This window comes from Desulfonatronum zhilinae (genome assembly GCF_900182865.1).
In the GTDB taxonomy this organism is placed as follows: domain Bacteria; phylum Desulfobacterota; class Desulfovibrionia; order Desulfovibrionales; family Desulfonatronaceae; genus Desulfonatronum; species Desulfonatronum lacustre.
Window position 1 is genome coordinate 1 of record NZ_FXUJ01000038.1, and the last position, 14,049, is coordinate 14,049.

12 protein-coding genes are annotated in these 14,049 nt (G+C 46.4%); 6 read left to right on the plus strand and 6 right to left on the minus strand.

Annotation, left to right across the window (positions count from 1 at the left end; all coding sequences use genetic code 11):
* From AC559A_RS17840 to AC559A_RS17855, 4 genes are all read left to right on the plus strand, one after another.
* Positions 1-438: tyrosine-type recombinase/integrase (locus AC559A_RS17840; protein ID WP_498819047.1), on the plus strand; the 438-nt coding region annotated here is incomplete at its 5' end.
* Positions 439-765: 327 nt separating this feature from the next.
* Positions 766-1,782: a MerR family transcriptional regulator gene (locus tag AC559A_RS17845; protein WP_498819048.1), complete on the plus strand. Its 1,017-nt coding sequence runs from the start codon at positions 766-768 to the stop codon at positions 1,780-1,782.
* A gap of 315 nt (positions 1,783-2,097) precedes the next feature.
* Positions 2,098-2,502 carry a helix-turn-helix domain-containing protein gene (locus AC559A_RS17850; RefSeq protein ID WP_498819049.1) on the plus strand — a complete coding sequence of 135 codons (405 nt, stop codon included), beginning with the start codon at positions 2,098-2,100 and terminating at the stop codon, positions 2,500-2,502.
* Between the two features lie 170 nt (positions 2,503-2,672).
* Positions 2,673-4,466 (plus strand): hypothetical protein, encoded by a 1,794-nt coding sequence (locus AC559A_RS17855; protein WP_498819050.1) that lies wholly within the window; start codon positions 2,673-2,675, stop codon positions 4,464-4,466.
* Between the two features lie 655 nt (positions 4,467-5,121).
* Here the strand turns inward: AC559A_RS17855 and AC559A_RS17860 are convergent.
* The 6 genes from AC559A_RS17860 to AC559A_RS17885 form a co-directional block, all read right to left on the minus strand.
* A complete protein-coding gene (locus AC559A_RS17860; protein WP_498819051.1) occupies positions 5,122-5,463 on the minus strand; it encodes a hypothetical protein in 342 nt (113 codons plus the stop codon).
* Between the two features lie 231 nt (positions 5,464-5,694).
* Positions 5,695-6,198 (minus strand): hypothetical protein, encoded by a 504-nt coding sequence (locus tag AC559A_RS17865; RefSeq protein WP_498819052.1) that lies wholly within the window; start codon positions 6,196-6,198, stop codon positions 5,695-5,697.
* Positions 6,199-6,254: 56 nt separating this feature from the next.
* On the minus strand, positions 6,255-8,717 hold the full coding sequence (locus AC559A_RS17870; RefSeq protein ID WP_498819053.1) for a DNA polymerase: 2,463 nt from the start codon (positions 8,715-8,717) through the stop codon (positions 6,255-6,257).
* Positions 8,718-9,132: 415 nt separating this feature from the next.
* The gene (locus AC559A_RS17875) at positions 9,133-10,587 is read right to left on the minus strand and encodes a DNA primase family protein (RefSeq protein ID WP_498819054.1); all 1,455 of its coding nucleotides are present in this window, start codon (positions 10,585-10,587) and stop codon (positions 9,133-9,135) included.
* Between the two features lie 12 nt (positions 10,588-10,599).
* Positions 10,600-10,911, minus strand: coding sequence for a hypothetical protein (locus tag AC559A_RS17880; protein ID WP_498819055.1), 312 nt, complete (start codon positions 10,909-10,911; stop codon positions 10,600-10,602).
* On the minus strand, positions 10,905-11,168 hold the full coding sequence (locus AC559A_RS17885) for a hypothetical protein (protein WP_498819056.1): 264 nt from the start codon (positions 11,166-11,168) through the stop codon (positions 10,905-10,907). Before AC559A_RS17885 ends, AC559A_RS17880 begins: the two co-directional genes overlap by 7 nt.
* Before the next feature lie 699 nt (positions 11,169-11,867).
* Between AC559A_RS17885 and AC559A_RS17890 the strand changes: the two genes are divergently transcribed.
* Positions 11,868-12,896 (plus strand): PD-(D/E)XK nuclease family protein, encoded by a 1,029-nt coding sequence (locus AC559A_RS17890; RefSeq protein WP_498819057.1) that lies wholly within the window; start codon positions 11,868-11,870, stop codon positions 12,894-12,896.
* 209 nt (positions 12,897-13,105) lie between these two features.
* A partial coding sequence (locus AC559A_RS17895) for an AAA family ATPase (protein WP_498819058.1) occupies positions 13,106-14,049 on the plus strand: 944 nt, incomplete at its 3' end.

Consider the following 14,049-nt stretch of genomic DNA (forward strand, 5'->3'; position numbering starts at 1 on the left):
GAACTGGAATGGAAGGAGATCGACATGGCCAAAGCCATGTGGACCCTACCGCTTGAACGTAACAAGTCTAAAAAGCAGAAGGTGATCCCCCTGTCTGATGCGGCGATGGAAATACTTGAGCGAAGGAAAGACAACGGTTCCGAGTACGTGTTTCCCAATCCTAAAACAGGAAAGCCCTTGCAGCACTTCTTCCGCACTTGGGACCGGGTACGCAAAGCAGCCGATTTAGATGATGTTCGCATCCACGACCTTCGACATTCGTATGCCTCTTTCCTCGTGAACAACGGAAGATCGTTATACGAAGTTCAGAAATTGTTAGGCCATGCCCAACTATCAACTACGCAAAAGTATGCGCATTTGGCACACGACACGTTGCGCCAAGCCACTGAAATCGTGGGTCGAAAAGTGGGTATGGTGAAGGTGAAAAATGGTACCTAAAGACATAGGATCATTCATTTTAACATGGCATTTTTTGCCGATACCATGATAGGTATGCGGTGGGTCACATGGAAGTGGTGGGTGACAGTCTAAAAAACTATTTGATTTCAGATCGTTAAAAAGCTGTTGTGAAAGTGGGTGCCCACGTCTGATGGGTGCTGCGGTGGGTGGTACCAGTGGGCATCAATAATGCCAACCGGTGCCGCCCTTTTTCGTTGCCGCTTGATGCTTGTACCAAGGTTTTTGGTACTGAGCAGGGGCGGCTTGATGTCAAATCAGGTGCTGGGCCGGTGATGTGCCGGTGGGAGTGCCAAGGAGGTTGATGTTATGAGCGAGAAACAGTTGTATACGCTGAAGGAAATTGCTGATGAGTTGGGGGTGAACTACAAAACCTTGTTTGCCTACAAGGATGTTTTTCAGGAGTTTATGGTGATCCAACTCCAAGGCATGAAGGTAAAATATTTACCCGAAAACATTGATATATTCACAAGAATCTTGGTTCTTCGAGAGGAAGGGCTTGGCTTCGAAGACATCATAAAAGCCCTCAAGAGTAACGAGCCTGAAGGCATGGGCGGCAATCGATCTGTCGATCTATCTGTCGGTCGGTCTATCGATCGATCTGTCGATCTCTCGGTCTGTCCATCTGTCGATCCATCTGTCTGTCGATCGGTAGATCGATCTGTCGGTCTGTCTATCGATCGATCTATCGATCGGTCTGTCGGTCTGTCTATCGATCGGTCGGTCGATATATCCGAGGAACAGGAATCCGGCCTGAATGATTCCGAACGGGATGAAGATGATCAGGACCACATTGAGACTGCGGTGGACAAATCAGTAGTAGTCCCCGAGACTCAACCCGAACCAATTCCATCAACCAAACCCGGCCCCGACCTCGAAGCGATCCAAGACATGCTGGACCACTCCCTATCCCGACTCGAATCCCGCATCCTTTCCGAGGTCAGCGAGCTGCTGCCGCAGATGAACTCTGCCCTGACCCAATTCTACAAATTCTCCTACGAATTGCTGGCCAGGCTGGAGAAGATCGAAACCGATCTTGGGGTTGAAGGGAAGCCCATGGCCACCGAGCTGGACCTCGAAGCCATTCAGGTTCGGATGGAACCAGCCTACTCACATGCCGATCTGGAATTCGTGAAGAACTCAGTACACGAAGGGAAGCCGGATAAGAACGCTGTTCGGCAGTGGGTGCTTTCTGAACGCCGGAGAAAGCCGGAGCTGAGTTATTCCGTGTTGGCCGTGGTGTTGAACGATGCAGGGATTCCGACGCTGAGTGGCAGGGAAGGCTGGAACCGAGGGACTTTGAGGAATATCGTGGTTGAGCGTTGAAGGAGGTGATGGCGACGGAAACGGTTGCGATGCGAAGGCCGGGGTGGTTTTGCTGCCCTGGCCTTTCTTTTTTTTTAGTCCACACAGCCCAAGGCGAAAACGACCACCATGCCAAAATTGCAATCAGCAGAATGAAAATAGCGTAACAATTTAATATCTTTCCACATATATGGCATCAACATCTTTCAGCCTATCCGAAACTGAACAGGCCTCATAAAGTTTTTTCCAATCACGTCCGAAAAGGTATTGACAGGCACCCCGACAAATCATACATTCGACTTTGGCGCAAATCACACAACGAAAGGAAGGTGCAGAATGTATTTCGAACAAAAGGATCAACACTCAACCATGGCGGAAAAAATTCAGACGATCAGGACGCGACTGGCCCTGACACAAGGACAGTTCGCAAAGCTGGTCCAGGTGAAGCCCAACACAATCGCGTCCTGGGAGCAAGGAAGGGTTGTGCCGGGAAATGATAGCACCAAGAAAATAAAGGACATCGAGGAAATGACCCACGATGATCTTTTTGTCCAGGTGATCCAAAAATCGCTTCAGGGAAAAGACGGACTAGAGGCGGCTGCGGTACTGATCGGGCTGATTATTTCCCTCACCAAGGTCACCGGGCTGCGATACGACGTAGCCAAAAGCATGCTCAGGCCCGGATCGACCTATCTTAAAGCGGTGGACGCCTATTTGGCTCGGGCGGACGAGTACAGGTAATCTTGGCGAGAGGATTTCAGTCTCGCCACGAAGGGAAAGGCGCTCCTGACCGGAGCAATGGTCTGACAACCCCAAAAACATACGAAAGGAGGTCGAAAGGGAACGAATAAGCTGGCTGAGGATCGAAACGAGGCAGGAAGGCTGAAAACAACATCAAAAAAGGAGTTTGTATGATTGTAGAGACAACGAAGGAAGTCGCGCAGATTGCAACAACCAACCAGGAGGAAGGCATGGATTTAGTTGTAGAAAGTCAGCAGGCACTCACCCGAAACCATCCTTTGTGGGGCAGTTTCATCGACAAATTGGAAACCATCGCCCATAAACAAGGCGCGGATTCCACTGACCTCACCCAATCCCGAAGTATCCTGAAAGGAATGGACGGAATCGATATCGCTGGCAGCTTGGATTACCTCCGGGAAAGTGGCTGGTACTCCGACTATGAATTCCTACAAGGACAAGGCATAGGGCTTAACGGAGTATTTACGAGCAAGAAGAAGAAATCTGAGGCAAAAGCCTCAAATGGAAAAATGAATGAGTTCGAAGACGATACGATAGATCAGCCTACAGAGAATGAAGAAAATCCGGTGACTGAGTTGTCGCCACAGGTAGAGAGTAACGAACGCGGCGAAGAGGATATGAACAAAGAAAGAAGGGCATCAGAAGCGAAAGTTGTTGAAGAAGCCCAGACAACAGAGTTCACCGATGCTGAAGTGGTCCAGGACCAGATTTCAGCCGTCGAGAAAATTGCCCATGATCCGAATATCGTCAAAAAGAGAATTCAATTGGTCAACGACTTAGGGGTTGCTGGGGAGAAGGGCAATATCGCAGTTTGCGCCATGGCTGTGGATAGTCGCCTGCTGAACCATGGAAGTGCAGGCACTGGTCCTATCTTGCTGATCTTGGTGGGTCCATCTGGTACAGGAAAATCACACACTAAGGACAAAACGCTAAGGCTCTACACCCTGGGGTTGGATTACGAGAAGCTCACCAGTGCCACACACCTGAGTTTTTTCAACTTGGGCGACACGCTACAGCATAAGTTGCTCGACATTACCGAGGCCGATTTCTTGAAGTCTGACAAAAAACTGGTGTGTGTTACCAGGCAGCTTCACTCCGAGGGGAGGATATCCCACCAAAGGACTGTTCGCTCCGATGAGGGTTCATCAACTGAGCGAGCAACTGTCCATGGCCCGATAGCCCTGATGACCTCGACAACAGAAGGTTCAGTCGAAACGCAGTTTGATAACAGGTCAATCGTGATCCACACCGACACGTCAAGGCGGCAGGGCCGGGCGATTTCAAACAGGCAAGCATTGGCTGTTGCCGGGTTGGCCAACAATGTGCCCGAGGAAACGATCCAGGCTTGGAGAGATTTTCACGCCTGTCTTGAGACCCTGGATGTCATCATCCCTTTTGCTCCGAGGATCGACGAGCTTATTGAGAACCAGGTTCATTCGACACTGGTCAACAGAACCCTCTCTCAGTTGTACTCGTCCATCATGGCCACAACCCTTGTTCATCAGTTTCAACGATCCCAGGACGAGCAAGGACGCCTGATCGCTGAAATTGCCGATTACGCCATTGTCCAGCAGCTGCTCAATCCGGCGTTCATCGAGGGCATGGCTGGCGGAAGTGCCGCGAAGGCATGCCCAAAGATGCAGGTAATCAACGCTGCACGAATGATCCGGCCAGGGGATTTGGCTGATGAGCTTGGGGTGTCCAAAGCTGCTATAACCAAGTGGCTCAATACTGATACCGGGCGGAATGCCGTCGAATGGTGTGATGAGCAGGGCAACCGATTCGAGGATTGGCAGGCGCTTTCTACGGCAAAGCATCGAGGGGCTGCCTACCTGCGGGCCTTGGGTGGGTTTGGGCTGCCTTCTGCCTATGAAGTCTCCGGCGACTCTGACTGGCAAGTCGGCGGGCGACTTTACAAGCAATACGACCTGGAACTGAACGGTTAGGGCGATATAACGCTCTTGGGGGGCTGATGCCTCCCAAGAGTGTGACCGGTACAGGGTCATTTTCTGGTAAATAGGTAAACAGCTTGGCTCAGGCCGCGCAGTTACTGGCTTTAGGTGTTTCTTGGGTGGTGGAAACAGAGGGATACAGGTAAACACCCCGCGCCATGCGTTTTTGGTCAAGGATTTCTGTAAGTATCACATATTATCCACAATGCCTTCGGCTTCTCCGAAACGTCACGGGAGGTGTTTACCTATTTACCTGATTTTGAGGTTATACTCTCCGACGCCGATATTGTGATCTTCGATGGTTGGTTTGATAGACAGGGACGTGGTGAAGGCTGTGAGGGTATCACCCAGGCCCCAGAATTGGTAAACAGGTAAACACCCTGGCCCAGGCTGTGAAATCACTGGGATCATGTGTTTTTCAGGGCAGCCGGAACAGCAGGTTACAGGTAAACACCTCCAGCCTGGGACGTTAAAAAACCCGGTCTTTACGGGACCGGGCTTACCTTCCTTCCTGGGCAACCTATGCCCGTGCTTCCTTTTTGCTCTCGTTGCTCTCGGGCTGCTGCAAGTCGTTCTACTGCTAGTGCCTTTTCGGCTTACTGATGGGTTTAATCAGTCAGATAGAAAAATGGCAGGTAGATCGAATTCGCTATGAATGCATAGATTTTTCAGATAGGATAAGACAGGATTTATAAAGATCACTTACCGGCTCAGCGTTATGCGTATATCCGCCACAAGAAATTGATCTTGCAATTTCCAACATATTAACAGGTCTTTCGTTGAATTTTATAATCACATTATAGCATCCTTCAGGGATAGGCATTTTGCATCTATCACGAAGAGTATCCAATAGCTCTAAGCTTTTATCGAGGCTATGAAGAATAAACGAGTAATAAGCAAATGCATTTTTATTATCTTCCCAACAATCAATACACTCATCAGAACTTTCAAAAACGAACAGAGTGTAGTCTTCTCTCAAAATAGTATTCATTTTTATTCTCCTAAAAATATGTTATACGTTAAAATAAACTGTTAACTTAACAACTAGACGTCAATATTCTATTGATGCATACGAGCTGCTCATTGAAACGGTCAAGCATGTCATTCATCTGCTTAATATAAAATGCTTCAGCCTCTTTCTCATGATTAGGCTTTTTCTTTGCGTTTTTGTTTCCTGGCTGGCCACCTCTTTTACGTTTGATATTCGTTTCCTGGTTAGTCATCATTGCAACCCCCCCTTGTCTTTTGATGAGACACTACCAACAATAGCTTGGCCGCCAGAGTTAACAACCACGTTCTCAACTATTACATGCTGCTTGCCACCTCTCTTGAACTTTTCGAGCGTTTCCAGGCTTTTTGTGTATGTTCGCATAAACTTGTCTGCCATATTCAGGTATCTCTGAGCGTCCGTTGAGTCGAAAGCATCGTTACCTTTCTTGAACATGTTCATTGCCTGGCTATGGCAAGCGATCATTTGTGAGTAGAGCATGCCTTCTATGGGGTTCTTTGCGCACATGTCTCTGATCAGCTGAAACACTGCCCGTATATTCCTGTCCGACGACCTTCCAGGTGGAAGTATTCCTCTGATAGACGTGTTGATCAGGTAATTGGCAACTTCTTCGTTGGACGTTCCGAAAGATTCCAAGAGTTGTTCTGATACTTGTGCCTCTGGCTCTTTTTTGACCAGTTCGGTGCTTGTCTGTTGTTCTTGTTGTGTTGGCGTCATTATTATCTCCTGATGACGTTTGTTGTTGGTAGGGATGATATTCGATGTATTTGGGGTTATTTCGACCAGGTTTTCTTCACTGTGATGTCAACCAGGTTGTTCGTAGCAGCGTTTGGAAAGATCGTTAGGAAGCCCTGGATCATGGCCTGGGCCAGAGCCTCCTGGGCCTGGCCAAGGTAAGCGTCTAAACACTCCAGGATTATTTCATCATGGACGGTATGAATCAGCCTGGCCTGGATCGGCTCAAGCAAATCAGGCAGCAGCGCCAGGGTGGCCAGAAGGATTTCGGCCTCTGCGGCCTGGACAGGTGTATTGATTAACTCTCGGCGCTTGTTGCTGGCGTACCAGCCTAGATCGCGTTCCCGGCCCATCGGCGAAACTGCTTTCCAACGTGAGTCGCGGTTTTGGCTGTCTACGCTGTTATCAATCCAAGTCTTGACGCCAGGGTATTGAGTAAAGAAGGCGTTCTGGTACTCTTGTGCCTGCTCAAAAGTAGTTTCAATTCCTTGGGCTGATAGAGACTCTTGCAAACCTTTAGGGGTCTGGCCGAAAACAATGCCGAAGTTAACTGTCTTGGCGATGCTTCTATAAGATGAGGCTTGGTCAAGGGGAAGATTTGATATGGCTGCTGCTGTAGCTAAATGTAAATCAATCCCCTGCTCAAATACGTTTTTAAGATATCGATCCTGGCTTAACTCAGATATTATTCGCAGTTGAATTTGGCTAAAGTCGCCAATGACGAATTGTAATCCTTCAGGCGTGATAAAGCGTGACCGTACCTTCTGGGCCTTTTGAACATTATGTAGCGATGGAGACGAAGAGGTGAATCTGCCAGTAACAGTACCTGACATTTGAGAAGTATTAGGTATTCTCCCTGAAAGTGGATCAACAAAGCGCTTGTAGGTATCGTTGTTTTTTCCAGGATTATACAATAAACCATAAGACCACATTTTTGAAACTGCAAATTGAGCATTTCGCATAAGTTCATACAGAGCGTTCTTATTCTTGGTCTTGATCTCATTTTTGAAGTATTGATTCAGATCAAAAATAAGCTTTGCCTCTCTGGCAATTTCCGCAAGCTCTTCGTCATGTGTATTACTTTTCTTGCTGGGCCTTGCACCTACTAGATATGCCAGTGATTCTATATTTGGTTCTGTCTTAAATGGCTTATTACTTACAGAATTATCCATCAACATCATTGAATCTATACTTTTAATGAATGTCTTTCCTTTGTTAAGAAGTGCTAACAATTCAACACCATTAAACGTAACCATGTTTTCAGTAAAAATTGGTGCAATCTGTTTGATGCTGATCTTGTTCATGTCAAATATAATCACTATATCTTCACCAAAATAGAATGCCAGATGTTTAATCTGTGTTCCAAGTATGCTCTTTGAATTATTTGAAACCTTGATTGGTTCGGTTTTCATGGCCACGGCTACTGGTTGTTCCGCTGCCTGAATAATCGCAAGATATTTGGAAACGGTTTCAGGGTTGCGACAAAGCTTGACCTGGATTTTTGCTGAGTGTCCAGGGGATGACTGTTCGGGTCTGCCCAAAGCAGTTTCAAGCCAGCCCCGGAGATCACCACCACGTTGAAAGAACTCTCCGGGGTCCTTACCAAAGGGCGGGATGATTATGGAACTATTGGGGAATTGGCTTTTGAGGATCATGGCCCTGGCCCAGCCGCTCTGGTCATTGTCCAGGCTGATCAGGATACGCTTTGCCTTCTTGAGTAGGTCTAGGGTTTCTTGGTCCAATGCCGTGGTGGTTGAACCAATAGCGATAGGCGTAACCAGGTCTGATACATGGCTGTGAAGCATGTAGCCGTCTAAAAGGGATTCGATGAGCATGTATGTTCCAGAGCCGTTGGTCTGGTCATTGAAAATCATAGGATGGACGGAGCTACCGGGCATTATTATGTACTTCGCTGGCGAGTCTGGGTCGAAGTTTCGGATCTCGACCTTGAACAGGATGTCGTTTCTTCTGGCCGGGATAAAAATGCCAGGGCCGTATTTTTGACCGGGTACGGAGTTATCCGCTGCCGGATTAGGGAAACGCTGAGGGATGGGGCAGAGGCCGTATCGTTTAGCTGTAGCCAGTGTTATTCCTCGCTCCGTCAGGGGCAGGGCACCTTTTTCATCTAAGGTGTTTGCGTATGTGAGCAAAAGGGAACTCCATGGACGCTGCCATGATTCTGGTGGGGCTTGGAACCGGGGTGTTGTGATTGATGGGGACTCTTTGTGAAAGGCATTGTTTTTTGGTAAATAGGTAATTCCCTTTTTAAGGTATCGTAGTAAGGTTTCACCATTACCCTTGAATTTGCATTGGCGGCAGTAAAATAAGCCGCCCTTCTCTGCTGCTTCAGGGAACTTCTTAGGATCAGGAGTATAACCAAAACGATCTTCACCGCCGCATAATGGGCATGGCGAATTATATGATCCAGAGCTACTGACCAAGGTTAACTCGCCGACCTCTGCTTCAAGGTATGAAAGGATTTCAATTACGTTTTTTTGCATATTTGCCTCATATATTTGATGTTGAAGTGGAGGGTTGTGGAGGGTTAGTGGAGGGTCAGTTGAGGGTTGTGGAGGGTTGAGTAACCAAAGCGTTTTGATGCTGAACTTTTTTAGAATTCTAGAGATACAATAAATTCAGCAATTTAAGTACTGCTTTTTCGCTGTTTTGGGCTTGGCCCTTCTGTATCTAAAGATGGAAGTGGAGGGTGTGGAGGGTGTGGAGGGTTGTGCGATATATTCCAAAATTTTATATTTTATACGTGTATATGGCATATGCCATATATAGATTATATATTTTAAAATATTTTATATAACCCTCCACACCCTCCACACCCTCCACTTTGATATTCAATTAGCCAAAATTACTAGCTTAATTTTGTGGAGGGTCAAGACACAACCCTCCACCAACCCTCCACTATACATCAAATGCATCTTCAGCAGCCAAATCGCGAGACTCTCCTGCTTTTGATTGAGTTTCAGGTTCCTTGTGCAAAGGAATGTACTCCTTAAATCCCTTTGCCTCATCTTTATCCTCAAAAAGTTCATCAATCATAACTGAATTAAATTTGACTCTATCGTATGTGTTATATTGATTTGTTGAGCCCTTTTCTAAATTCAAACGGATCATCTGTGCTGAAAATTTCTTTTCAGAAACCTTCTGGTGATTGTTTGCATGGCACCATTTCAAGAATACGTTGTAAACACTCCTAGCTTTCAGTCGACAATCTGTATCAGGCTCTAGACAGCTCATAATAAACTGTAAATAAATATCAGATTCGTTTTTATACCCTAATGTAGCATTTTTCACACATTCAGGTATATCCAGGCATTGCTTCTGCCTATAGATTTCAGCTCCATCAATAACCCACTTAATTATGCCAGGATATTCATCTTTCAAATCTTCAAGCAGATTCTTATCAATAGGCAATTGATTAGGCTTACTCGGGTCAGGCTCATTCACAAATGACCAATAAAATGGAATAATCAATGTTCTACGCCAACTTGCACTATCATCAGAAGGAATATGTGGCCTGTTATTCGTGAGTAGTATTACTGTGAACGTTTGAGCAAACCTGCTCATCTCTTTCTCATGCGCACCCCTTGCTATTAAAAATCCGTTTCCAGTGATTCTTTTAACAAAACCAGTGTCTAACTTTTTCCCAGACTCAGTTTCGTCTGCAAATAAAAACCTTCTATCCTCCCAATCGAGAATGTGACTTGAATGTGCTCCTGCTGATGTATCCATTTTCTTACTAAGCAAAACATTAGGGTCAATAGAAACTGCATAATCACCAAATATTGAACAAAATATGTTCATCAGCGTAGTTTTTCCGTTGTTTCCCTCAGGCCCCCAAAAAATCAAGAACACCCTTTCATTTCCTGAACCAGCCAAGATATATCCGAGCAAAACTTGCATAAAACCAATCATTGATGATTCATGCTCTTTCTTTCTTCTGAACCAATCTTTATGCTCTAGAATGTAACGAGCAAGAAGCTCTTTATAGTCTTTATGCTTCTTATTGAACTCTCTTCGTGGCTTAGGCTCTGTGAATTTAAAGATGCTTTTCAAGTATCTAAGGAAACGCTTTGGAACTGGAGCTGAAGGATCATAGTCATGATTGACCTTCTTAAAAATATAATCACTTGGTCGACCTTTTCTGTCACCTCCTGCTCTAAAATCATATACAACGTTATTAAACGCTATTAACATCTTTTTTTCATCATTAGAACGCTTATAGGTAAGTCCATCTTTACCCATTGCTGCTAGGTTCGCAATTGTCTTTAGTTTTGGAAGCTTCATCAAGCCTTTCATTCTTTGCTCATACTCATACCCAAACAATCCAGACTGCTGTGACTTTGATTTTGCCATAATAAGAATCTCCTACTGGTTTAAAAAGTGCTTGTAAATTTCAAAAACCAATTCAGCGCCTCTGACTGCTTCCAGACTATAATCAGGTTCCCAATGTGGTCCTACATATTTAAACCACATTTGCTTATCGAAGTGATAAACAAACCTTTCCTTGTAAAGCTTCCGATAGATACAGGCATCACCTATATCTTCCTTTTCAAAGTATTTCAGAACCTCTTCATAATCGAACAATTCATCAAAATCGAACTCGTCATCATCTATCAAATCTTTTTCAATCTCGAATTGACAACTTTCATCATTTCTCTGCTCAGTATCAACTAACATATATCCTCCTTATTAATTTGGAGCAGGCTTTCAAGCTTATCACGAAGCATTGCATTAACCACTTCAGGAACTTCCAGGTCCAAGAAGTTTGAAACTTTTGCAACCCGTTCAAGCCTGTCCTGATCCAAAGAGAAATACAGGTCGAGAACCTCTTTCAAGTATTTCGACACGCTTAGATTTCTTTTTGCAGCTTCTGAAGCAATCTTTCTTTCAAGATCATTACCAGCCACAAAACTTTTTATTGTACTTTTTGGCATACCAACCTCAATTTTACAAAATGTTATAGGATGTTATAACTTTCTGGCCAATTAATAGCGCTTGAAACATTCCAAGCGCCTGTTAGCCTTTACTTCAATCAGACCTCTGCCACGTTACCCAAGCAACTACCAATTGAATTGATCTTCTGGGTGTACAGTTTATTCACCAAGTCCGTAGGCCGTACTCCCCACACCTTTCCTACCTCGGAAATCTCTTTGTGCTTTGCCCAATCCACGTTCAGGTATTCGCAAATAAAATCCCTTACGAACCTGGACACGCTCACACCTTCCTGCTCCGCCAAGTTCCTGATTTTCTCTTCCGTGCTCTCGTCGGTAACAAAAGTGATCTTGTAATTTGACGCCATAGTATCTCCTTCACTGCTGTTTAGATGGGTACTTCAAACCGTATATTAAATAATGTCTCCTTTGCACCCATTTGTGAAGTAACTTTTTGAAAAAAGTTTAAAGTTTTTTCAAATTTGTTCGAGCCACAACCACAAATTTTAAAACCCCCTATTATATAATGTCCGATTTTTTCGGAAAGTGAAGTACCTCTCTCTGGTCAATTCACCTAAGAAGTGCCGAAAATCCCTGTAGAGGCAAGAAAATCAAGCAATTTTAGAAACTTGAAACAGTTTTTTGTTATAAGGATATGTGGCCCTTCTAGCTATCCAAAAACAAACAAACTGGAGGAAAATTATGCGCGTTACACCTGAATCATTCACAACGGCTCTTCAAGCGGCCAGCCACGCACAAACAGCACAGACATTGGGAGATAGGACAAAGTACATTGGCGCTTCTGACATTGGTCAGTGTCCAAGGAAGGTAATTCTGGGAAAGGTAACCCCAGCTCAGCACAGCCTGAAAACGCTGCTGCACTTCAAGCGGGGACATTTAACGGAGGAAATCGTAGCGGAAGTATTGCAAGACTTTGAGCCAGAAAGGCAGAAGGCGGTTTCCGAGAGCATCCCGTATTGCTCGCTCTGTGAATTTATCAGTCTGGAAGGGTCGGCTAACCAGGTCAGTTCCAATTGCCCACGATGCCAGGAGCCCCTGGGCCTGCTGCCGATGGCTGCTCACATTGACTTCCTGCTTCCTGGAAACCGGATCATCGAAGTCAAAAGCACGTCTCTGACCGAGGTCCAGGCTGCTTGGGAAACCCAGCTGGCCTTTCAGATGATGCTTCTTCAGCGAGAAACAAAGCGACATGTAGAGGGTGCCTTGCTACTGATCGACATCGGCAAGGCGGAAATGAGGGCGTTTAATGGCTATGCCTACAGCCCTGACAGAGATCGGGAACTGCTGACCAAGGCCTTAAGTATTTGGGAGGGAGTTCAGGAAGCATCAAGAAGCGAAGCGCCAGGATTACTAAATTTCCAGTGCGAGCCGTCAGTTCTTTGCGGCTACTGTTCCTATTTAGATTCGTGTCCGGCGCACGCTGGCCCCGAGCTTCCCGAACAGGTATCGACCCTCATAGAACAGTACCACCAAGCCACCGAAGCAGAAAAGACGGCCAAGGCCAAGCGCGAGACCATTCGAGACCACGTTTTAACTCTGCTGAAGCCAGGTAAGTACCAAGCCGGAAACCTTCGGGTATCGCTCTCGAACCGTTCAAGAACGTCAACGAATATGAAAGCCATCACTGCTCTTCTCGGCGAATTGGGACAGTCCATAGAGGATTACCAATCGCAGTCTGCCTATTCGGTTCTGGATGTGAGAGCCGCTTAAAGCCGCCCGTAATAATCAAGTGCCGATTCCAGGCACCTTCCTCAGACCGTCCCCAGACCGGCATAAGCCCGGCAAAGCCAATCACTGGCGTATCCAAGCCGATCCCGTACTTATCTAGACCAGTCTTAAATCCGGCGTAGCCGCCCCCCAAGCCCTGATCATACACGTCAGGATAACGGATAGCTGCGCCCAGCAAGGAGGAACAAAACATGGATGCGTCCATGAGCATCGTACATCTGCGTCATCCGAATGGAGGCAACCCGAAGGACTGGATTGCTATAGCCGGAGACAACTGCCTGGATATCTACTTCGGCAGCACCAGCAGAGGCATAAAAGGCCAGAGGCAGTTCGGAGATACTATCGGCCTAACAAAGAAGACAATTCAAGCAGACCGTCCGCTCAGAGAGCAGAATACCCGAGCCAAGGCAAAGCTGGCCAAAGGGTACAGGCTGGTTCTCCCAGACACGGATCGGCCCAATAACCAACAGCCTTCCCGGCCAGTCCCGGCACCGGACCCCGTTACCCTCTGGCAAAAAGCCCCGAGCGAATCCAACAATGATCAAACACAAGGAGGCACCAACCCCATGACCACGAATACCCAACCCTTATCCACTGATATTCCGACAGTCCAAAGCCTCTTCCATGAGTCTTTCCCACCAATCCCCTGGCCTGTTCGTCCTACTCATGAGTGGGAAAAATACGTCCCCAAGCCCACCCCTGAATACAGATTCCGAACAGAGATAACCGCCGATGTACTTGGCTGGCTCTCGTTTGGATCGCTCAGTGCCCTAATCACTGGAGAAACAGGAACTGGCAAAAGTAGCCTAATAAATGAAATTGCTGCTCGGTCCAATATCCCTGTCTTCCCCGTTGTTGGTCATAATCGCCTTGAATGGCTGGATCTAGTGGGAAATTATATTCCAAACCAGCAGGGTTCGTTCAGCTATGAATATGGTTCTCTTCCGCTTGCAATGAAAGCCGGTGGAATTTTTCTCTTTGACGAGCTTGATCTTGCTGATCCTTCAACCCTTGTGGCCATGAACAGTATCTTGGACGGTCGCCCTTTGGTTCTCTCGGCTAATGACGGGGAGGTTATTGAACCGGCAGAAGGCTTCCGGATTGTTGCGACAAGCAATTCAAACGGCCACGGTGA

Excerpts from the sequence above, each read along its gene's own strand:
- AC559A_RS17845 (WP_498819048.1), top strand. The coding sequence starts at position 766 with ATGAGCGAGAAACAGTTGTATACGCTGAAGGAAATTGCTGATGAGTTG.
- AC559A_RS17850 (WP_498819049.1), top strand. The coding sequence starts at position 2,098 with ATGTATTTCGAACAAAAGGATCAACACTCAACCATGGCGGAAAAAATT.
- AC559A_RS17855 (WP_498819050.1), top strand. The coding sequence starts at position 2,673 with ATGATTGTAGAGACAACGAAGGAAGTCGCGCAGATTGCAACAACCAAC.
- AC559A_RS17860 (WP_498819051.1), bottom strand. The coding sequence starts at position 5,463 with ATGAATACTATTTTGAGAGAAGACTACACTCTGTTCGTTTTTGAAAGT.
- AC559A_RS17865 (WP_498819052.1), bottom strand. The coding sequence starts at position 6,198 with ATGACGCCAACACAACAAGAACAACAGACAAGCACCGAACTGGTCAAA.
- AC559A_RS17870 (WP_498819053.1), bottom strand. The coding sequence starts at position 8,717 with ATGCAAAAAAACGTAATTGAAATCCTTTCATACCTTGAAGCAGAGGTC.
- AC559A_RS17875 (WP_498819054.1), bottom strand. The coding sequence starts at position 10,587 with ATGGCAAAATCAAAGTCACAGCAGTCTGGATTGTTTGGGTATGAGTAT.
- AC559A_RS17880 (WP_498819055.1), bottom strand. The coding sequence starts at position 10,911 with ATGTTAGTTGATACTGAGCAGAGAAATGATGAAAGTTGTCAATTCGAG.
- AC559A_RS17885 (WP_498819056.1), bottom strand. The coding sequence starts at position 11,168 with ATGCCAAAAAGTACAATAAAAAGTTTTGTGGCTGGTAATGATCTTGAA.
- AC559A_RS17890 (WP_498819057.1), top strand. The coding sequence starts at position 11,868 with ATGCGCGTTACACCTGAATCATTCACAACGGCTCTTCAAGCGGCCAGC.